This window comes from Streptomyces sp. Ag109_O5-1 (assembly GCF_003814875.1).
Classification (GTDB): domain Bacteria; phylum Actinomycetota; class Actinomycetes; order Streptomycetales; family Streptomycetaceae; genus Streptomyces; species Streptomyces sasae.
This window is the reverse complement of record NZ_RKQF01000001.1, coordinates 6537832-6557179: the sequence shown is the minus strand read 5'-3', so window position 1 is coordinate 6557179 and position 19348 is coordinate 6537832. Positions and strand designations below refer to the sequence as shown.

Annotated in this window: 26 protein-coding genes; 7 read left to right on the top strand and 19 right to left on the bottom strand. The window is 69.9% G+C overall.

Features of this window, described 5'->3' with window-relative positions; all coding sequences use genetic code 11:
- Positions 1-147: 147 nt before the first annotated feature.
- The 8 genes from EDD90_RS29705 to EDD90_RS29665 form a co-directional block, all read right to left on the bottom strand.
- Positions 148-1113 carry a folate-binding protein YgfZ gene (locus EDD90_RS29705; protein WP_123976004.1) on the bottom strand — a complete coding sequence of 322 codons (966 nt, stop codon included), beginning with the start codon at positions 1111-1113 and terminating at the stop codon, positions 148-150.
- Between the two features lie 10 nt (positions 1114-1123).
- On the bottom strand, positions 1124-1585 hold the full coding sequence (locus tag EDD90_RS29700; RefSeq protein ID WP_123976003.1) for a Fur family transcriptional regulator: 462 nt from the start codon (positions 1583-1585) through the stop codon (positions 1124-1126).
- Positions 1586-1643: 58 nt separating this feature from the next.
- Positions 1644-2219: an FABP family protein gene (locus EDD90_RS29695; RefSeq protein WP_123976002.1), complete on the bottom strand. Its 576-nt coding sequence runs from the start codon at positions 2217-2219 to the stop codon at positions 1644-1646.
- A 221-nt stretch (positions 2220-2440) separates the two neighbouring features.
- Positions 2441-3466, bottom strand: a complete 1026-nt coding sequence (locus tag EDD90_RS29685) for a hypothetical protein (protein ID WP_311737223.1) — start codon at positions 3464-3466, stop codon at positions 2441-2443.
- Entirely contained in the window at positions 3463-4341 is an 879-nt protein-coding gene (locus EDD90_RS29680; protein ID WP_260328160.1) for a hypothetical protein, read from the bottom strand. Before EDD90_RS29680 ends, EDD90_RS29685 begins: the two co-directional genes overlap by 4 nt.
- Positions 4338-5093: a hypothetical protein gene (locus tag EDD90_RS29675; protein WP_260328159.1), complete on the bottom strand. Its 756-nt coding sequence runs from the start codon at positions 5091-5093 to the stop codon at positions 4338-4340. The genes EDD90_RS29680 and EDD90_RS29675 overlap by 4 nt, the downstream gene beginning before the upstream one ends.
- Positions 5094-5192: 99 nt before the next feature.
- The gene (locus EDD90_RS29670) at positions 5193-5552 is read right to left on the bottom strand and encodes a DoxX family protein (RefSeq protein WP_123976001.1); all 360 of its coding nucleotides are present in this window, start codon (positions 5550-5552) and stop codon (positions 5193-5195) included.
- Positions 5549-6037 (bottom strand): cupin domain-containing protein, encoded by a 489-nt coding sequence (locus EDD90_RS29665; RefSeq protein ID WP_123976000.1) that lies wholly within the window; start codon positions 6035-6037, stop codon positions 5549-5551. The genes EDD90_RS29670 and EDD90_RS29665 overlap by 4 nt, the downstream gene beginning before the upstream one ends.
- 80 nt (positions 6038-6117) lie before the next feature.
- On the opposite strand from EDD90_RS29665, the gene EDD90_RS29660 reads away from it, so the two are divergent.
- Together EDD90_RS29660 and EDD90_RS29655 are read left to right on the top strand one after the other, a co-directional pair.
- Positions 6118-6975, top strand: a complete 858-nt coding sequence (locus EDD90_RS29660; RefSeq protein ID WP_123975999.1) for a LysR family transcriptional regulator — start codon at positions 6118-6120, stop codon at positions 6973-6975.
- 50 nt (positions 6976-7025) lie between these two features.
- Positions 7026-7679, top strand: coding sequence for a class I SAM-dependent methyltransferase (locus EDD90_RS29655; RefSeq protein ID WP_123975998.1), 654 nt, complete (start codon positions 7026-7028; stop codon positions 7677-7679).
- Here the strand turns inward: EDD90_RS29655 and EDD90_RS29650 are convergent.
- Positions 7673-7951, bottom strand: coding sequence for a DUF397 domain-containing protein (locus tag EDD90_RS29650; protein WP_123975997.1), 279 nt, complete (start codon positions 7949-7951; stop codon positions 7673-7675). The two genes, EDD90_RS29655 and EDD90_RS29650, sit on opposite strands and share 7 nt — an antisense overlap.
- The gene (locus EDD90_RS29645; RefSeq protein WP_123975996.1) at positions 7933-8811 is read right to left on the bottom strand and encodes a helix-turn-helix transcriptional regulator; all 879 of its coding nucleotides are present in this window, start codon (positions 8809-8811) and stop codon (positions 7933-7935) included. The genes EDD90_RS29650 and EDD90_RS29645 overlap by 19 nt, the downstream gene beginning before the upstream one ends.
- Positions 8812-8987: 176 nt before the next feature.
- On the opposite strand from EDD90_RS29645, the gene EDD90_RS29640 reads away from it, so the two are divergent.
- Together EDD90_RS29640 and EDD90_RS29635 are read left to right on the top strand one after the other, a co-directional pair.
- Positions 8988-9359: a hypothetical protein gene (locus EDD90_RS29640; protein ID WP_123975995.1), complete on the top strand. Its 372-nt coding sequence runs from the start codon at positions 8988-8990 to the stop codon at positions 9357-9359.
- Between the two features lie 37 nt (positions 9360-9396).
- Positions 9397-9759, top strand: a complete 363-nt coding sequence (locus EDD90_RS29635) for a DsrE family protein (RefSeq protein ID WP_046732507.1) — start codon at positions 9397-9399, stop codon at positions 9757-9759.
- A gap of 15 nt (positions 9760-9774) precedes the next feature.
- On the opposite strand, the gene EDD90_RS29630 is transcribed toward EDD90_RS29635, so the two are convergent.
- Positions 9775-10248: a MarR family winged helix-turn-helix transcriptional regulator gene (locus EDD90_RS29630; protein ID WP_123975994.1), complete on the bottom strand. Its 474-nt coding sequence runs from the start codon at positions 10246-10248 to the stop codon at positions 9775-9777.
- Between the two features lie 41 nt (positions 10249-10289).
- On the opposite strand from EDD90_RS29630, the gene EDD90_RS29625 reads away from it, so the two are divergent.
- Positions 10290-11192: an alpha/beta hydrolase gene (locus tag EDD90_RS29625; protein ID WP_123975993.1), complete on the top strand. Its 903-nt coding sequence runs from the start codon at positions 10290-10292 to the stop codon at positions 11190-11192.
- On the opposite strand, the gene EDD90_RS29620 is transcribed toward EDD90_RS29625, so the two are convergent.
- The 8 genes from EDD90_RS29620 to EDD90_RS29590 form a co-directional block, all read right to left on the bottom strand.
- Positions 11189-11452 carry a DUF3099 domain-containing protein gene (locus EDD90_RS29620; protein WP_123975992.1) on the bottom strand — a complete coding sequence of 88 codons (264 nt, stop codon included), beginning with the start codon at positions 11450-11452 and terminating at the stop codon, positions 11189-11191. The genes EDD90_RS29625 and EDD90_RS29620 overlap by 4 nt on opposite strands.
- A 693-nt stretch (positions 11453-12145) precedes the next feature.
- Positions 12146-12433, bottom strand: coding sequence for a DUF1416 domain-containing protein (locus EDD90_RS29615; protein ID WP_093501297.1), 288 nt, complete (start codon positions 12431-12433; stop codon positions 12146-12148).
- Positions 12434-12477: 44 nt separating this feature from the next.
- Positions 12478-13317: a sulfurtransferase gene (locus tag EDD90_RS29610; RefSeq protein ID WP_123975991.1), complete on the bottom strand. Its 840-nt coding sequence runs from the start codon at positions 13315-13317 to the stop codon at positions 12478-12480.
- Positions 13318-13437: 120 nt separating this feature from the next.
- Positions 13438-13518: an Ms5788A family Cys-rich leader peptide gene (locus EDD90_RS59115; RefSeq protein ID WP_350751515.1), complete on the bottom strand. Its 81-nt coding sequence runs from the start codon at positions 13516-13518 to the stop codon at positions 13438-13440.
- A gap of 202 nt (positions 13519-13720) precedes the next feature.
- Positions 13721-14458 carry a DUF2993 domain-containing protein gene (locus EDD90_RS29605; RefSeq protein ID WP_123975990.1) on the bottom strand — a complete coding sequence of 246 codons (738 nt, stop codon included), beginning with the start codon at positions 14456-14458 and terminating at the stop codon, positions 13721-13723.
- 405 nt (positions 14459-14863) lie between these two features.
- Positions 14864-15943: a hypothetical protein gene (locus EDD90_RS29600; RefSeq protein WP_123975989.1), complete on the bottom strand. Its 1080-nt coding sequence runs from the start codon at positions 15941-15943 to the stop codon at positions 14864-14866.
- A 9-nt stretch (positions 15944-15952) separates the two neighbouring features.
- Positions 15953-16207, bottom strand: a complete 255-nt coding sequence (locus tag EDD90_RS29595) for a MoaD/ThiS family protein (protein ID WP_123975988.1) — start codon at positions 16205-16207, stop codon at positions 15953-15955.
- A 53-nt stretch (positions 16208-16260) separates the two neighbouring features.
- A complete protein-coding gene (locus tag EDD90_RS29590) occupies positions 16261-17097 on the bottom strand; it encodes an alpha/beta hydrolase (protein WP_123975987.1) in 837 nt (278 codons plus the stop codon).
- Positions 17098-17276: 179 nt separating this feature from the next.
- Here EDD90_RS29590 and EDD90_RS29585 point away from each other — a divergent pair, with 179 nt between their 5' ends.
- Together EDD90_RS29585 and EDD90_RS29580 are read left to right on the top strand one after the other, a co-directional pair.
- Complete coding sequence (locus EDD90_RS29585) at positions 17277-18056, top strand: response regulator transcription factor (protein WP_123975986.1); 780 nt, start codon at positions 17277-17279, stop codon at positions 18054-18056.
- Positions 18057-18163: 107 nt separating this feature from the next.
- A complete protein-coding gene (locus EDD90_RS29580; protein WP_123975985.1) occupies positions 18164-19186 on the top strand; it encodes a LacI family DNA-binding transcriptional regulator in 1023 nt (340 codons plus the stop codon).
- The last annotated feature ends 162 nt before the right edge of the window (positions 19187-19348 follow it).

Here is a 19348-nt window from a genome sequence, read left to right as displayed (position 1 = left end):
ATGCCGCTCGATGAGGTCGGGCACGTGCACGCCGTGTCCCAAAGGTCGCTGCCCGTTGCCAATTATGGATTGGCAACGGCAACCCGCGCAGCGTGCTTGCCGGATCCGACGGCCTCTGACAGACCTGCGGACAACGCCTGAGGTCGCCTAGGGTTCGACGATCGCTTCCTGTGCCGCCGCCGTCTCCCCCGCCATCAGGCGGGCGTCGACGGGCACGTTGCGCTTCACCAACGCCAGGGCCACCGGCCCCAGTTCGAAGTGCCGTACCGACGTCGTGACGAAGCCGATCTTCCGGCCGTCCTCGCCCTCGTCGGCCACCCGGATCTCCGTGCCGTGCGGCGGCAGGTGCACCTCGCTGCCGTCCAGGTGGAGGAAGACCAGGCGGCGCGGCGGCTTGCCGAGGTTCTGCACCCGGGCCACGGTCTCCTGGCCCCGGTAGCAGCCCTTCTGCAGATGCACTGCGGTGCCGATCCAGCCCAGTTCGTGCGGGATGGTGCGGTGGTCGGTCTCGAAGCCGAGGCGGGGCCGGTGCTGCTCGACGCGCAGCGCCTCGTACGCCAGGAGTCCGGCCGCCGGACCCGCCTTCTCGGCGTACGCCTCCAGGTCGGTCCGGGGCAGGAAGAGATCACGGCCGTGCGCCGTCTCGCGTACGACGACGCCGTCCGGGACCTCGGCGATCGAACCGGCCGGCAGGTGGACGACGGCGAAGTCGGCGGTCCGGTCGGCGACCTCCACCCGGTAGAAGAACTTCATCGACTCCAGGTAGGCGAGGAGCGCCTCCTGGGTACCGGGCTCGATGTGGGCCCAGACCGTGGTGCCGTCGTCGACCAGGTACAGGGCGTGCTCGATGTGGCCGTGCGCGGAGAGGATCAGCGCCTCGGTGGCCTCGCCGACGGGCAACTCGCTGACATGCTGGGTGAGCAGGAGGTGCAGCCAGCTGAGACGGTCCTCGCCGGTGACGGCGACGACGCCCCGGTGGGACAGGTCGACGAAACCGGCGCCGTCAGCCAGGGCGCGCTGCTCGCGGAACAGGTCGCCGTAGTGCGCGGCGACGCCTTCGTCCACGCCCTCGGCGGGGACGGCACCAGGCAGGGACAGCAGAGGGCTCTTCATATACGTAAGCCTACGACTCGGTAATTGAAGTCTGGACGGTTACCGCCTTGGCTCTCTTCGGCGCGCAGTCCTTGCAACGCCCGAAGATCGCGAAGTGTTTCATGTCCGTCTCGAAGCCGAACTCCCGGCGCAGCTTGGCGGTGAACTCGGCGGCGACCGCCACATCCGCCTCGATCACGTTCTCGCAGTCGCGGCAGACCAGGTGGATGTGGTGGTGCCGGTCGGCGAGGTGGTACGTCGGCGCCCCGTGCCCCAGGTGGGCGTGGCTGACCAGCCCCAGCTCCTCCAGGAGCTCCAGGGTCCGGTAGACCGTCGAAATATTGACCCCCGACGCCGTCTTCCTCACTTCGCCGAGGATGTCGTCGGGGGTCGCGTGCTCAAGGGTGTCCACGGCTTCGAGCACGAGTTGCCGCTGCGGCGTCAGCCGGTAGCCGCGCTGCCTGAGGTCGCTCTTCCAGTCGGTGCTCACCACACCGAAAGTCTAGAACCACTTCCAAAGTTAAGAACTACTTGAAGACCGCGATGCCGTACTACTTGAAGAACGCGATGCCGTCGTCCGGCATGTCGTCGGGAAGGGCCTTGGCCCAGCGCTCGACGTCCTCCGGGGTGACGACCTTCTTCAGGTGCGCCGACATGTAGGGACGCAGCTCGACCTCGGGGGTCTGCTTCTCGCCCACCCACATCAGGTCGCTCTTGACGTACCCGTACAGCCGCTTGCCGCCGGTGTGCGGCGCGGAGGCGGCCGTCCTGGCCACGGCGTCCGTGACCAGGTCGATCTGCGGCTTCTTGTCGGCCATCTCGCCGTACCAGATCTCGATCACGCCGTCGTCGCGCACCATCGTGACCTCGACCTTGCGGTCGGCGTCGATGCGCCAGAAGCCGTGCTCCGTCTCCAGCGGGCGGACCTTGTTGCCGTCGTTGTCCAGCACCCAGGTCTGGGAGTGGTACTCCAGGAAGTCCCGGCCGTCGTGGCCGAAGGTGACCTCCTGGCCGAAGTTGCACTTCTCCGAGCCCGGGAAGTCGTGGACGCCCGCGCCTGCCCAGCTGCCGAGCAGGAAGGCGAGCGGAACCAGGTCCTTGTGCAGGTCGGACGGAATCTCGATCATGGCGGCGGTTTCCTAGACGGGTCTACTGGACGATGCGGTTCAGCGCTGGCCCTGGTACAGCTTCTTCACGGTGAGCCCGGCGAACGCGATGACGCCGACGCAGACCAGGACCAGCAGGGTTTCGAAGAAGGCTTCCACGGGTGCTCCTTGAGCGAGGGTGGGCGTACGTACAAGAGCCGGGCCCCAGCTTACGCGGCCGGGGCCCGTGGCTCTTGGCGAGGTCAGCTCAGCAGTTCGCTCTGCAGGGTCACCGTCTGCTGGAAGGGAACGGCGAGCGCCTCGCCCTTGCGGGACTGGATGACCACGCCGACGGTGTCGCCGGTGGCCAGATAGGCCTGCCGGGCCTGCGCGGCGCCGTACGGCTGGAGCTCCCGGTACGGCGCGAGCAGGACGTCGTCCATCCTGGCCTGGTCGGGGTAGTGCCCGTCGAGCTCGTACGAGTCGCCGTCGCGCAGCCCGTAGGTCGGCATCGCCTGGTTCATGAGCTGCTTGTTGAGCATGTCCTCGGCGACGGCGGCCGTACCGAACTGGAGGAGATAGATCCGGGTGCGGGTGCCGTCGGGCATGGTCCAGCCGCGGGCCGCGATGTGCCGCAGGCCGTTGTCGACGAGCTTCTGGCCCAGTTCGCCGCGGTCGTGCGCGGTGGCGAACTCGGCGAGGAAGGACTTCGTCGGCAGCCAGCCGTCCGCCCCCTTGAGGGACGCGTCGACGGTCGCGCCCTTCGGGGCCGGGAGGACGAGTTCGCGCAGGTCGGCGTAGTGGGTGCCGGCCGGGTTGCGGGTGTCGTCGTTCGGGCCCGGGCTGCCGGAGGGCAGCGGGGGCTTCACGAGGATCGGGTAGTCCCAGCGGCCGTCCGAGTGCGTGGCGAGACCGGGTACGTCGGTGCGGTCGAGCCGCGTGATGCCGTAGGCCGTCCCGGACCCGACGACGGCGAAGACGGCAACGGCGGAAACCCACCGCAGGGCGCTGCGCAGCAGACGCCGGTCCTTCGCCGGGGCCTGGAGCGCGGCCTCGGGAAGCTGGTACGCCGCGTCCAGCGTCCGCGGCTCGACCTCGGGGGGCTGCGGGCCGGTCTCGGAGGCCTGGGACCCGGCCTCGGAGGCCTGCGATTCACCCTCCGGGGTCTGCGGGCCGGTCTCGGAGGCCTGGGGCGCGGCCCCGGGGGTCAGCGGCTCGACCTCCGGCGTCTGCGGCCCGCCCTCCGGGGGCCCGTCGGTGGTCTTCGGCTGGTTCACGTCCATGGTCATACGGCCGCCCCCGGGTCCTTGATGCGGTCGAGCTGGGCTCGGAGCATGTCCGCCGCGCTCTTCTTGTCCAGCGGCTTGGCCGCGATGGCCGTGCCAGTGACCAGCACGTCACCCACATAGCCGGTGCAGATCATCGTGTCGAGCTTCTCGGCCGAGTCGGCCACCGGCAGGTAGCAGGCGGTCGAGTCCTTGTAGCCCTCGATCTCCGGCCCCTTCCGGAGCACCTTCAGCGCGTCCAGGAGCTGCCTCTGGCCCGCCGCGACGGAACGGACCGTCCGCTGGTTCTCCATCTGGGCCAGCTGGATCTGCATCGTGTACTCGTCCACGGGCGACACGGCCGTTTTCACGTAGCTGCGCATGGCCACGCCCTTGACCGGGTTCCTGTCGATCTGCCGCTCCAGCTCCCGCCGCTGCGAGCGCGGCAGGTCCTTGAGCGACTCCTTCTGCAGCGCGGCGGCCTGGGCGCCGGACAGCTCCGCGTCCGACCCGAACTGGGCCATGTCCGGGCCCCGCCGGTACGTGTCCTTGCCGTACGGCAGCAGCATTCCCCGAAGGCCGGTGGCCTTGTCCGTCTTCGTGCCCGCGGCGGCCTCGGGCAGCCGCCACACGGCCGCACCGGCGTCGCGGTCCGCGCCGCGGACGGTGACGACCGTCCAGGCGGCCCCGGCCACGACGGCGACGAGTACAACACCGGTGGCAACGACGGTGGCGATACGACGCCGGTCACGCGGCTTCTTGACGACCGGCTCGGAGACGACCGGCTCAGAGGAGACGGGAGCTTCGGAGACGGGCAGCTCAGCGGCGGGCGGCTCAATCACGGCCGGCTGACCCGCGGCCGGCTCGGGGTTCTCGGGGTTCTCCGGGTTCTCGCTCACAGCCGCTCCATCTGCCGCGTCGCCAGACCCAGCACCTTCGTCTTCGGGATCGGCTTCGTGTCGTAGACCCAGATGTCCATGGCGATGTCCCCGCGCCACGCGTGCGCCTCCGCCGAGTACAGGCTCACGTCGTAGGAGGTGTCCGGCTGCTCGTGGACGTAGGCCATGCCGTCACCCGTACCGGGTATCGGCCAGCTCCGGGTGTCGTGGCCGTCCGCCGACCGGGCGTCGTACTCGTAGCCCGCCGCCTCGGAGGCCTCGCCGCCCGACTCGTCCTGGCGGTACTGGTTCAGCTCGATCTCGACGCTGTACGTGCTGCCCTCACGCCAGTCGACGACGGCCGTCCGGCGGTACTCGTCGTCCGCGGTCAGTCTGCGGAACGCGCTGACCGGGTTGTCGTACGTCTCCGCGTACTCGGCCAAGTTCATCCACCCGTCGTCGCCGACTTGCACGAGCCCCTTGCGCGCGCCGCTCGGCTTCGCCAGCAGCAGCTTGCGCAGATCGCCGTCGACCTTGACCTGCCGGTCCTGCGCGGCGGACAGCGGCTCGGGACCGGGGCCCTTCGCCTGCGCGATCGACGGCTGGGAGAGCGGCGGCAGGGCGGTGGGCTCGCGGTCGGCCTGGACGAGGTAGCCGACGCAGGTGCCTGCGACGACGCCGAGCACGGCGGCGGTGGCGATCAGTGCGGCGGTACGGCCACTCTTTCGTCTTTCAGGTGGTGCTTCGGGTGGTGGTGCTTCCGGTGAGTCCAATTCGTCCCCCCTGTTGGCAACGGGAGCGTGGATCCCTTGATCCACGCTCCACAGGAGACTCATGGTCAACTCGGTGAGTTGTACAGGGATTAATTACAATCAGGACACCGCCGCGAGCCCGCCGGCCACCACCTCCGTGAGCAACAGCACTGCATTGAGGGCGACTTGTCGGTCTTCCATTCTCAAATGGACGGCAATCGCACCCACTTGGAGGGCGGCGAAGCCGACCGCGGCGACCGGGGCCAGCCAGGGCGCGATGCCGGTCAGGCGTGGCAGCACCAGGCCGGTCGCGCCCAGCACCTCGACGCCTCCGATCGCCCGCACGGCCGCCATCGGCATGCCGTCCACCCACGCCATCATCGGCCGCAGCCGCTCCCGGCTCCGTACGGCCTTCATCCCGCCCGCGTAGAGGTAGAAGAGGGCGAGCAGACCGGCCACGATCCAGTAGGCGACGCTCATGAGGTGGCGGGTTCGGTGCCGTAACGGCTCATCACCTCGGTGTGGGCCTGCGGGGTCGGTGCCGTACCGGCGGCGAACAGGTCCCGCAGGTCGCGGAAGTACTGCACATACAGGTCGGGCGTGAATGTGCTGAGCATGACGGCCGGTTCGCCGGTGACGTTGGCGAAGGCGTGCGGGGCGCCGGGCGGGACCATGACGAGCGTCCCGGCCGTGGCGTCGTACTCCTCCTCCCCGACCGTGAACCGCACCGAGCCGGAGATGACGTAGAAGCCCTCGTCGTGCTGGGCGTGCCGGTGCTGCGGCGGGCCGGGGGTGTGCGGTGCGAGCACGGACTCGGCGAGGCCGAGGCGGTGGCCGGTGGTACGGCCGTCCTCCAGGACGCGCATACGGGTGGTGCCGAGCATCAGCACCTCACCGTCGTCGGGGCCGACGACGGATACAGCGGGCGTGTTGCCGTGGTCGTGGTCGTGGTCGTGAATCGTCATGCTTCGATTCGACGGCCGGGGCGGTACGGCTGTCCAAGACCTGTTCCGCCCCCTCCATACCCGATCGGTATCGTTGCTGTATGGAGCTACGCACGCTGCGCTATTTCGTGGCGGTCGCCGAGGAACTCCACTTCGGCCGGGCCGCCGCGCGACTCCATATGAGCCAGCCTCCACTGAGCCGGGCGGTCAGGGGCCTGGAGGCCGAGATCGGGTCCGCCCTCTTCAAACGGTCGTCGGCCGGCGTCGCGCTCACTCCGGTCGGGACCGTCCTGCTCGGCGAGGCCCGTGCCCTCCTCGACCAGGGCGACAAGCTGCGCGTACGGGTCGCCGCGGCGGCGGGGACGGCGGTTCTGACCGTCGGGCTCCTCGGCGACAGCACGGATCCGGGCGTGACCAGGCTGGCCCGCGCGTACCGCGACCGCCACCCGGGCGTCGAGATCCGCATCCGCGAGACCGACCTGACCGACCCCACGTGCGGGCTGCACGCCGGGCTCGTCGACGTCGCCCTGACCCGTGCGCCGTTCGATGAAACGGGGCTGGTGGTACGGGAGTTGCGTGCCGATCCGGTGGGGGCGCTGCTACGGGCCGACGATCCGCTGGCCGGCCGGGAGAGCCTGAAGCTGGCCGAGCTCGCCGACCGGCGGTGGTTCCGGTTCCCGGAGGACACGGACCGGCTGTGGCAGTCGTACTGGAACGGCGGGGAGGAGCGGGAGGGGCCGGTGGTGCGTGCGGTCCAGGAATGCCGGCAGATGGTGCTCTGGAACGGCACGGTCGGCATGACCCTGGCCGACCATGACCCCGGGGACGGTCTCACGGTGGTATCGGTCGAGGACATGCCGCCGAGCCGGGTGGTGCTGGCGTGGAAGGAAAGGGAGGCGGACGGGAATCCACTGCTGCGGTCGTTCGTGCGGGTGGCGCTGGATGCGTACCGCGCCTGAACGCGACAGGGGTTGACCTTGCCCGAGGGGCAGACCCGATCCTTCCGGGCATGAGTGCTGATGACAACGGGCTGCTGGCGGAGCAGATCGCCTACTACCGCGCAGGTGCGGCCGAGTACGACCGGCCCTATGCGCGGTACGAGGAACTGCGACGGTTACTGACCCTGGTCGACGGGCTGCCGGTCGGCGGGGACGTACTGGAACTGGCCTGCGGAACGGGCCAGTGGACCGCGCTGCTCGCCGAGCGGGCACACTCGGTGACTGCCGTCGACATGTCCGACGAGGTCCTGGCGATCGCCCGGACGCGGACCCCCTTCTCCCACGTCCGCTTCGTCCAGGCCGATGTGTTCGAGTGGCGGCCGTCGCGCTCCTACGACACCGTGTTCTTCGCCTTCTGGCTCTCCCATGTCCCTCCGGCCCGGTTGCCCGGCTTCTGGGACGGCATCGCCACGATGCTCGCGCCGGGCGGTCGGGCGGTCTTCGTCGATGACGGCCCGCCGATGGCGGCGTACGAGGAGGGCGTCGAGGAGGGGCCCGTCCCCACGGTGCTGAGGCGACTCGACGACGGCAGCAGCTACCGCATCGTCAAGGTGTTCCACGCCGCGGACACGCTGACGGCCGACCTGACGGCACGGGGGTGGACCGCCGACGTCCGGCTCCTGGGCAGGAACATCGTCGGCGTGGCCCGGCCGACAACTCAGTGACCCGCCTTGACCGCCGCGACGAACGCGGACCAGGAGGAAGCCGCGAAGAGGAGGGTTTCGCGGGCGGGGGCCTTGCTGTCACGGACGGGGACGAGGGAGGGGAGACCGGGGGCGGCTTCGAGGCACTGACCGCCATCAGAGTTGTTGTAGGAGCTCTTGTGCCAGTCAGCGGTACGGAGGAGGTCGTCGGACACTTCGACACAGTTGCCGCCGTCCGTGTTGCTGTAGGAGCTCTTGCGCCATGTCACGCTGCTCAAGTCGACGACTCGCACGGCAGTTCCTCCGACATCCGCAAAATGAAGGTCCGCGACTCGGCCGGGTTCAGAGCCAGGTCACGTACCGCATCATAGGTGTGGTGCAGGCGTTCAACCCTGTGTGATTCCTCGACCAGTTCGCCCCGTACGTCGTTTTCGACGTAGGCCACTGTGCGGCCCTCCGCCAGGCGCAGAAACATCGTGTCGGTGTTCACCAAGCCATGCAGTCCGGTGCCGAACGGCAGCACATGGAGGGTGACGTTCGGCCGCTCGGCCACCTCCGCGAGATACTCCGATTGTTCCCGCCAACTCTGCTGATCGCAGAGAGAGTTGCGCAGCACGGCCTCGGAAAGGATGACGCGGAACGGCGGTGAATCGCCCCCTTCCAGCACGCTCTGTCGTCCGACGCGCGCGGCGACCTGCTGCTCCAGTTCCTCGCCTTTGAGGCCGCCCGCCATGAGCGCCTCGCGAACAGAACCCGGCGTTTGAAGCAGCCCCGGCGGCAAGCTCACGGAGTATTGCCACAAGCTCACAGCCTCCGCCTCCGCCTCCGCCTCCGCCTCCGCCTCCGCCTCCGCCTCCAAGAGCATGTACCTGCGGTACTGCTCCTTGAACTGCGTGGGATCCGCCATCGCCAGCTCCCAAAGCGCCAGCAACAACGCAGGCGTCCCGTAGAACTGATCCAGCGCCTCCACGACCTCCGGGCCCCCCGGAGTCCGCCCGCTCTCCATCTTCCCGAAGTTGGACGCGTCCCAGCCCAGTTCCTCGGCCAGCCCTTTTAAACTCACCCCCCGCTCCGCCCTCAGCAACCGCAACTCCTCGGCGAACCGCTGCCTGGGCTCCTGACCACGCCCCGTCACCACCCGCCTCTGCGGCACCGCGCCCCTCCCTGATTCCCTGTGGAATTTGTGGAATTAGCGCCGCCAGACGGGGAAGAACCGCTCGTCGTCGGCGTGCCTACCCCGCCCCCGGGCCATCCTCGTAGCAGCCTCGACACGCAGAGTAGTCCAACTCTCGCATTTCGTATAGATGTTGGATGAAAGGAGCGAAAGCCATGGAGCCCGGAACCCTGCTCTACGACACCGCCACCGACCAGGTCGGCGAGTACCAGGACCAGTCGGGGCCGTACGCGATACTGCGCCCCGTCGGCGGCGGCAGGGAGTGGCAGGCCGACCCGGCGACGCTACGCCCCGCTACCGGCAGAGAGCGGATCAGCGCGGGTGTACGCGCGGCGAACGACCGTACGTGGGCCGTGCCGCCGGACCCGGAGGACCTCAGCCGCCCGCCCCGGCCCGTGCCCGGCTGTGTCGAGTGCGTCGATCTGGACGGCCGCCGGGAGACCGCCCGTGCCAGCCACGACCACAGCGCGGCCACCGACGCGAACGTGCTGCTGCGCCAGCACCAGCGCGCGGCGCACCTGCCGTGAACCGCCGCGCCTCCGACGGCCGGATTACGCTGCTCGCATGGCTAAGAAGCTCGTGATCAAGGTGACGGCGGGGGCAGACGCCCCGGAGCGGTGCTCGCAGGCGTTCACGGTGGCGGCGGTGGCCGTGGCCAGCGGCGTCGAGGTGTCGATGTGGCTGACCGGCGAGTCCGCGTGGTTCGCACTGCCGGGGCGGGCCGCCGAGTTCGAGTTGCCGCATGCCGCCCCGCTGCCCGACCTGGTCGACTCGATCCTGGCCGGCGGCACGCTCACGCTGTGCACACAGTGCGCGGCCCGCCGGGACATCACGGAGAAGGACGTCATCGAGGGCGTACGGATCGCGGGTGCGCAGGTCTTCGTGCAGGAGGCGATGGCGGAGGGGACGCAGGCGCTCGTGTACTAGGCGGTATCCAGGAGGTCAGCCCGTCGGGGTGCCGATCTCGTCGCGTTCCAGTACGGAGCGGAGCTTCGCGAAGGTCTGCAGGACGGCCGGCGCGGACTCGCCGAGGGTGTCTCCCATCAGCTCGGCCAGCCGCCTGGCGGCGGTGGCCTCCGCCGCGTCGACGAGGGCCGCGCCTTCGCCGGTCAACGCCAGCAGCGAGGACCGGCGGTCGGCCGGATTGGCCTGACGGACGACCCAGCCCTGTTTCTCCAGGCGGTCGACGCTCTTGCTGGTCGCCCCGATGCCGATGGCGAACCCGGCGGCGAGGTCGCCGACCCGGGACCCCGGGTGGTCACGCAGGTGACGCAGGAACTCGAACTGCGACGTGACGATCCCGTGCCGCTCGCGCAGACGGTCGTTCAGGGCGTTGTAGAGCCGCGTCTCGCAACGGACGAGGTCATGGAAGAAACCCAGGAGGTCGGCGCTGTCACCGCCCGTTTTATATGCCACGGCATATACTGTAGCGGCATGTACATACGAGGGGAGCAGGTATGAGCAGGGAACAACGCGCGATGATCGACGCGAGGGTGCGGCAGCCCCGGCCCGTGGGCGCTCCGTCGGTCGGGGAGATTCGCGCCGGGTTCAGGGCGCTGATGGCCGAGATGATCGTCCCGGAGGGGATCCGCACCTCGGCGACGACGCTGGGCCCGCGCCCCGCGCTGTGCGTCGAGCCGGCCGACGGGGAGCGCCCCGGGACGCTCCTCTACTTCCACGGCGGGGCCTATGTGTTCGGCTCCCCCGAGACCGCGCTGTCGCTGACGGGCAACCTCGTGGCCAGGACCGGGTTCAGGGCCTACTCGCTGGAGTACCGGCTCGCCCCGGAACACCCGTTCCCGGCAGCGATCGAGGACACGGTGGGCGCGTACCGTGCGCTGCTCGACAGTGGCGCGGACCCCTCGTCCATCGCGTTCGCCGGGGATTCCGCGGGCGGCGGCCTCACCGTCACCACCTGCCTCGCCGCGCGGGACGCGGGGCTGCCGATGCCCGCGGCGATCGTGGCGTTCTCGCCCGGCCTGGACGCCACGCGCACCGGGGAGAGCATGGACACCAAGGCGGGTATCGACCCGTACTTCACCCGGGAGTCCCTGGCCCACACCGGGAGGATGTACCGCGGCGGGCAGGACCCGGACCACCCCCTGCTCAGCCCGGCGGTCCACGCCGACCTGACCGGCTTCCCGCCGATGCTCCTGCAGGCCGGCACGAACGAGGTGCTCCTGGACGACTCCACGCGCATGGCCGCGCGCGCGAGGGCCGCCGGAGTGGACGTCGTCCTGGACATCACCGCCGACGTCCCGCATGTGTTCCAGTCGTTCGCGGGTGTCCTCGACGAGGCCGACGAGGCGCTGGACCGCGCGGCCCTCTTCCTGACACAGCGCGTCCGCGCCCGCGACTAAGGCCGAGGGGGTTTCTTCCCGTCCAGCTCGTCCCACCACTCGTCGGACTGCGGATCGCCGGAGGGATCGTCCCACCAGCGGTCGTCCGGCCCCCGGCGGTTGGCGACCATCGCGGCGACCGGAGGGATGACCATGGCCACCACACACATCCCCACGGCGGCGGGGACGGACCAGAGGCGTACGACTGCCCACGCCAGGACGAAGAGACCGATACAGATCCCCATCATGGCGAAGTACACGCGACGGCGCCTTGCCAGCATGCATCCAGGGTAGGTCGGCCCAGAGGAATGAGCGCGGCACCGGAGAAGGCCGACGGACGGAGTCCGGCGCAGCGGCCCGAAGCCTGCGAAGCAGTGCGAGGGACGCATCAAGGAGCGGTCACGCGACGGCGCCTTGCCAGCATGCATCCAGGGTAGGTCGGCCCAGAGGAATGAGCGCGGCACCGGAGAAGGCCGACGGACGGAGTCCGGCGCAGCGGCCCGAAGCCTGCGAAGCAGTGCGAGGGACGCATCAAGGAGCGGTCACGCGACGGCGCCTTGCCAGCATGCATCCAGGGTAGGTCGGCCCAGAGGAATGAGCGCGGCACCGGAGAAGGCCGACGGACGGAGTCCGGCGCAGCGGCCCGAAGCCTGCGAAGCAGTGCGAGGGACGCATCAAGGAGCGGTCACGCGACGGCGCCTTGCCAGCATGCATCCAGGGTAGGTCGGCCCAGAGGAATGAGCGCGGCACCGGAGAAGGCCGACGGACGGAGTCCGGCGCAGCGGCCCGAAGCCTGCGAAGCAGTGCGAGGGACGCATCAAGGAGCGGTCACGCGACGGCGCCTTGCCAGCATGCATCCGGGGTAGGTCGGCCACGGGCAATGAGAACGGTCCGGATGTGGCGAAGGGCCGCGCCTTCGGTGTTTCCACCGGAGGTGCGGCCCTTGGCCGTATGTGCTGTTGGTGCCGCTGGTCTCAGACCGCGATCGCGACCTCGGCCAGGCCGCCCTGCTGGGCGACGACCGTGCGGTCGGCGGTGGCGCCGGGGACGAGGGCGCGGACGGTCCAGGTGCCCTCCGCCGCGTAGAAGCGGAACTGTCCGGTGGCGGAGGTGGGAACCTCCGCGGTGAACTCGCCGGTCGAGTCGAGCAGGCGGACGTAGCCGACCACGGGCTCGCCGTCCTTCGTCACCTGACCCTGGATCGTGGTCTCACCGGGCTTGATCGTCGAGGGGTCCGGGCCGCCGGCCTTCGCTCCACACATGTCGTACTCCTGAGGATGGGGTCTTGAAAGGTCGGTCTGAGGACTTACTTGTTGGCGCCGAGCTCGATCGGGACGCCGACGAGGCTGCCGTACTCGGTCCAGGAGCCGTCGTAGTTCTTGACGTTCTCGACACCGAGCAGCTCGTGCAGGACGAACCAGGTCAGGGCCGAGCGCTCGCCGATACGGCAGTAGGCGATGGTGTCCTTGGCGAGGTCCACCTGCTCCTCGGCGTAGAGCTCCTTGAGCTCGTCGTCCGACTTGAACGTGCCGTCGTCGTTGGCGTTCTTCGACCACGGGATGTTGCGGGCGGACGGGACGTGGCCCGGACGCTGCGACTGCTCCTGCGGCAGGTGCGCCGGGGCGAGCAGCTTGCCGGAGAACTCGTCGGGCGAACGCACGTCGACGAGGTTCTGCGAGCCGATCGCGGCGACGACGTCGTCACGGAAGGCGCGGATCGCGGTGTTCTGCGGCTTGGCCTTGTAGGTGGTCTCGGTGCGGTCCGGGACCTCCTCGACCAGCTCGCGGGCGTCCAGCTCCCACTTCTTGCGGCCACCGTCGAGGAGCTTGACGTTCTCGTGGCCGTACAGCTTGAAGTACCAGTAGGCGTACGACGCGAACCAGTTGTTGTTGCCGCCGTAGAGGATCACCAGCGTGTCGTTGGCGATGCCCTTCGCCGACAGGAGCTTCTCGAAGCCGTCCTGGTCGATGAAGTCGCGGCGGACCGGGTCCTGCAGGTCCTTGGTCCAGTCGATGCGGATCGCGTTGCGGATGTGGTTCTTCTCGTAGGCGGACGTGTCCTCGTCCACCTCGACGATCGCGATCTCGGGGTTGTCCAGGTTGTCCTGGACCCAGTCGGCGTCGACCAGGACGTCGCTGCGGCTCATGCTCTTTCTCCTCCGGGGCAGTTGCGGCGGGGCGTGCGAAGTGCGGGTGCGTGCGCGGCGCGGCGCACGGATGCCCTCGACAGGGGAGGGCAGGGGGATGCGGAGGCAGCGGCCTCCACGTCAGAAGGGGCGACAGAGCATGGCGGCGACGCGGCACAGGTCGACTGCCCGCCGCTTCGTGAGATCCGCCTGTCGCTTCATGGGCTCGATCGTAGGGACGGATAACCGGGCATGTCACCGGCATGTCGCATGTTGAGACACGATCGTCCGGATTGCGAGATAGGAGTAGGGGCGAGTGCATGGTTCCGGGGCGGGCGGGTGACTGTCGCGCCGCCACATCTACGGTACGGACGTCGCCGTCTCGCCTGTCGGACTCTCCTGGGAGCCGCCGCCGTCGCGCTTACTACCCGGCCAGCTTGACGTTCGAACCCTTCACCGCGATCTCCACACCATTCGGCGCAGCCTCCACCTTGTCCAGCTGGACACCGCCGGGGAGCTGGTTGATCGCCTGCCGGAAGTCGGCGGCCTGCCGGAACCGGTTCTCGATGAGGCTGACCCCGGCGAGCTTGGGCAGGTTGTCGGCGTGCACCTGCACGGTGTTGTCCTTGACGGTGACCGTGCTGAGGACGGTGACCTTCTGGTGGGCGCTGACGCCGGGGACGGTGACGTCGAGGGTGACGTTGATCTTGCCGTTGCCGCCGTCGGCGAGACCGACGACCTGGCCGGTGAAGCCGAGGCCCATGTCGGTGGGCGCGGCCTTGGCGTTCTTCAGCAGCTCGGCGTAGGAGATGAGCGCGGTGCCGGTGGCGGACTCGGCGGTGGCGGAGCTGTAGTCGCCGGAGAAGGAGACGTCCTTCATGTCGGCGTGCAGGTCGCCGATGCGGATGGTCTTGCCGGCGGTCCCGGTGGTGGCGTCGTAGTCCTTGATGCTGACCTCGACGTCGTCGAGGGTGCCGCTCGCGACCTGGGTGAGGAACGGAAAGCCGTTGATGGAGACGTCGGGGTCGCTCGCCAGTCCCTCGGTCGTCTTCAGCTTGCCGGCGGCCTCGCCCTCGGCGAAGTGCACGGCGACGCGGTCGACGACCACGAAGAGAACGCCGAGAACGACGGCGACGATCAGGAGTATTCGCAGGGCGCGCATGTGGTGGGGTCCCCCGGGTCGGCTCGGCACGTCGGTTCCCTCACGCTAACCCTGCGGGAGCGGGCCGACCGGGGATTGTCGACCAGCTGTGACAGTGGAGAGGGGGACTGGGAGAACTGGGGGCGCTGCGGGTGGTCGTGCCAGTGCGGGCCGGTGGGGGCTGATCGCGCAGTTCCCCGCGCCCCTTGGCTCGGCTGCCCAGCCCGCGTTCGAAGCCCTCGCGCCCCTAGGGGGGGCGATCACCGACCCGCGTTCGAAATCCCCGCGTCCCGGGGTTTGACTGCCCGGACCGCGGGTCAGAGCCTCCGCGCGGCCAGAGTGGCTGCCGGTCGCCTTGCAGGCGTCGTCCGCGCTGCCTCGGCCTCACCCCTCCACCAACCGAGTCGGGCGGGTGGGTGGGCAAAATCAGTGCAGGACCCACACCAGCGGTGCCGCCGCCGCCAGGGGGAGTGCCACGCCTGCCGTGAAGTGGACGAACCTCGACGGGTAGTCGTAGCTCGCCACCCGGTGGCCGATGAGCGCGCACGCCGCGGCCGCCGCCCCGATCAGCGCACCCGTCGTGCCGAGCCCCGTCATGCCGCCCACCGCGATGCCCGCCCCGGTGGCCGCCAGCAGGGACACGATCACCGATGCCGGCGTCGGCAGCGGAAGCGCCCTCGCCAGGACCGCCACCGCGACCGCGGCGGCGCCGACGGACACCGCGTCGGGGTCGGCGCCCAGATAGCCCGTCGCGATGATCGTCAGCGCGGAGGACGCGACCGTGGCCATCAGGCCGTACATACGGGTGTCGGGGTCCGCGTGCGAGCGGAGCTGGAGGACGAGGGTGAGGAGCACCCAGATGCCCAGGGGGCCGAGGATCGCCGCCGGGGCCTGGTCACGGCCCGCGACCAGTACCACCACGTCCGCCGTCAGCCCGCCCAGGAACGCGAGCGCGATGCCCTGACGGGCCGGCCACATGCCGTTCAGCCGGAACCAGCCCGCCGCCGTCACCGCCTGGAGGATCACCAGGGGGACGACCAGGGCGTACGAGGAGAGGGGCGCCGTCGCCGCGAGCAGCAGGCCCAGCAGGGCGGTGAGCAGGGCCGGCTGCATACCGGGCTCGATGATCGGCGAACGGCCCTCGATGCGCGCCCGCTGCGCGTCCGTGATGCGCGCGTTGCCCGCGAGGGTCGCGGGACCGTACCCCGCGTCCGGCTCGGCGGAGGGCGAAGGTGAGGGCGCGGCAGGCGCGGGCGCAGGCGGGGTGTACGTCGGCTGCTGTGCCTGTGCCGACGGCTGCGCATACTGCTGCTGCGGCGTGTACGCCGTCTCGGCGGCCGACGCCGGCGGGGCCGCCTGCACCGGCGCGTGCGTCTGCGTCTCCCACGTCTGTCCCTGCCACTGCTGCGTGGCGTACTGCTGCTCGTCGTACCCCCACTGCGGCTGCTGCTGCGGCTGGGGCTGCTGCTGGTACGGGTCGTAGCCCTCGTACGGCTGGTTGGTCATCGCTCTCGCTCACCCTCCTGCGAACGGCGGGAGCACCTCGACCGTGCCGCCCTCGGCCAGCCGTACCGTCTCATGCGCCCGCGTCCCCACGGGGTCACCGTCGACGAGGAAGGAGCATCGCCGCAGGACGCGCGCCAGTTCCCCGGGGTGTCGCGCGCGCACCGCGTCCAGCGCCTCGGCGAGGGTGTCCGCGTCGTACGGCTCCTCGGCGACGCCGGCCGCGGCCTTCGCGGCGGCCCAGTAGCGCACCGTGACCTTGGGCATGCGGTTCCTCAAGAGACTCGGAAGTTCATCAGTCGGCTGTGTACAGGGCCAGGCTAGCCCGCCCGGGAGGCCGCCCAGTCGCCGATCCTGGCCAGCAGCGCCTCGTCCGCCGCGTGTTCGGCGTGGCCCATGCCGGGCTCCAGCCAGAGTTCGGCGCCGTCGCCCGCGGCGGCGGCCAGCATCTGCGGATGGTCGACCGGGAAGTAGCCGTCGCTGTCGCCGTGCACGATCAGCAGCGGGGTGGGCGCGATCCTCGGCACCGCCTCCACCGGGGACAGCGGCACCGGGTCCCAGTCGCGGTGGTGGATACGGGTGTGGAAGCCGTAGCGGCCGACCAGCCGGCCCTCGGGCCGGGTGACCAGCCAGTGGACACGGCGCATGGGGGCCGTACCCCGGTAGTACCAGCGGGCGGGCGACGACACGGAGACCACGGCGTCCACCCCTGGGTGCAGCGCCGCGTGCCGCAGCACCACCGAGCCGCCCATCGAGAAGCCGACGGTCACCACCCGCGTGTGCCCGAAGCCGCGGGCCCACTCCACCGCCGCCGCCAGGTCGAGGACCTCGCGGTCGCCGACGGTGGTACGGCCGCCCGAGCGGCCGTGGCCCCGGAAGGAGAAGCTGACGACCGGGCCGTAATCGGTCAGAGCGGCCACCACCCGTCGTACATGTGGCCGGTCCACGTCCCCCGTGAAACCGTGGGCAAGGACGAACACGAGGTCACGGGAAGATGGCGGGGAGCCGTCGTATACGACTGAGGCCGGGTCGTATACGGAATCGACGGAAACCCCGTCGGCAGTGCGCAGAAACGTCCGGATAGGGGCGTATCTGCTTGTCTCAGAGTTCGGACGAACGGTGGAACGTGCCACATGACCTGCCGGACCGTTGCTCATGTGGGCTATTCTGCTGGGCAGAGGACTCGGGCAGCGCCGCCACCGGGTCCTTTTGTGCTTTCGGAAGCTTTGTATACGAAGCGGGAAACTCCTGGTGACCGCGGATGTACGGAGGCTCGGGAGCGCAGCGCAGTGTCATTGCACACAGTCCTCGCAGGGACCGAGGAGGAACCAGACGTATGAGTTCTCTGCTGCTCCTGACCAATGCCCTCCAGCCGTCGACAGAGGTGCTGCCGGCCCTCGGCCTGCTCCTGCACAACGTGCGGGTCGCCCCGGCCGAAGGCCCCGCCCTCGTCGACACCCCGGGCGCGGACGTCATCCTGATCGACGGCCGCCGCGACCTTCCGCAGGTACGCAGCCTCTGCCAGCTGCTGCGGTCCACCGGTCCGGGCTGTCCGCTGATCCTGGTCGTCACCGAGGGCGGGCTCGCCGCCGTCACCGCCGACTGGGGCATCGACGACGTACTCCTCGACACCGCGGGGCCGGCCGAGGTGGAGGCGCGGCTGCGCCTCGCCATGGGCCGCCAGCAGATCGTCGCCGACGACTCCCCCATGGAGATCCGCAACGGCGACCTGTCGGTCGACGAGGCCACGTACAGCGCGAAACTGAAGGGCCGGGTCCTCGACCTCACCTTCAAGGAGTTCGAGCTGCTGAAGTACCTGGCCCAGCACCCCGGCCGGGTGTTCACTCGTGCACAGCTGCTCCAGGAGGTCTGGGGGTACGACTACTTCGGCGGCACCCGGACCGTCGACGTGCACGTACGACGGCTGCGCGCCAAGCTCGGCGTGGAGCACGAGTCCTTGATCGGCACCGTCCGGAACGTCGGTTATCGATTCGTTACGCCCGAGAAGGGCGAGCGGGTCAGTGACGAGGCCAAGGCCAAGGCGGACCATGCAAAGGCGGACGATGTGGACGCATCGACCGCCCTGGACGGGGTCGAGGTACCGGCCGAGAGGTAGTCGTCGTCCGGGCGGGGCGTTGCCGTCGCCCGGACGAGGCATTGCTTCCGCAAGCGAAGCTTCGATTTGCCCTGCCCAGAGCGGGTCCATCCGCGTAGACTCCGCGCGTGGCCAAGGTGACTCGGGACGATGTGGCGCGGCTGGCGGGAACTTCGACCGCCGTTGTCAGCTATGTCATCAACAACGGACCCCGGCCGGTCGCCCCGGCCACGCGCGAGCGTGTCCTCGCCGCGATCAAGGAACTGGGGTACCGGCCCGACCGGGTCGCCCAGGCCATGGCCTCGCGGCGCACCGACCTCATAGGCCTGATCATCCCGGACGCCCGCCAGCCGTTCTTCGGCGAGATGGCGCACGCGGTGGAGCAGGCGGCGTCCGAGCGCGGAAAGATGGTGCTGGTCGGGAACACCGACTACGTCGCCGAGCGCGAGGTCCACTATCTGCGCGCGTTCCTCGGGATGCGGGTCTCGGGCCTCATCCTCGTCTCCCACGCGCTGAACGACCAGGCCGCGGCCGAGATCGAGGCCTGGGACGCCCGGGTGGTGCTGCTGCACGAGCGGCCGGAGGCGATCGACGACGTCGCGGTGGTCACCGACGACCTCGGGGGCGCCCAGCTCGCCGTACGGCACCTGCTGGAGCACGGCTACGAGTACGTGGCCTGTATGGGCGGCACCGCCGAGACCCCGTCGGTCGGCGACCCGGTCTCCGACCACGTCGAGGGCTGGCGACGGGCCATGGACGAGGCGGGGCTGCCCACGGAGGACCGGCTGTTCGAGGCGCCGTACAACAGGTACGACGCGTACCAGGTCGCCCTGGGGATCCTCTCCGGCACCGACCGCCCGCCGGCGATCTTCTGCTCCACCGACGACCAGGCACTCGGCGTGCTGCGGGCGGCGCGGGAACTGCGTATCGACGTGCCGGGGGAGCTGGCGGTGGCCGGCTTCGACGACATCAAGGAGGCGGCGCTGGCGGATCCCCCGCTGACGACGATCGCCTCGGACCGCCCGGCGATGGCGCGGGCGGCGGTGGACCTGGTACTGGACGACGGACTGCGGGTGGCCGGTTCGCGGAGGGAGCGCCTGAAGACGTTTCCTTCGCGGCTGGTGGTGCGTGGGTCCTGCGGGTGCGTGTAGTCGTTCGGCTGCGGGTGCGTGGGGGCTGGTCGCGCAGTTCCCCGCGCCCCTGAGGGGGCGCTCGCTAACGGTGCCCCTTCTTTCAGAGGCGCGCACCCGCACCCACACGATCCACAGGACCCACAGGACCCACAGCAAAGCCTTCATGAACCGTTTCTGAGA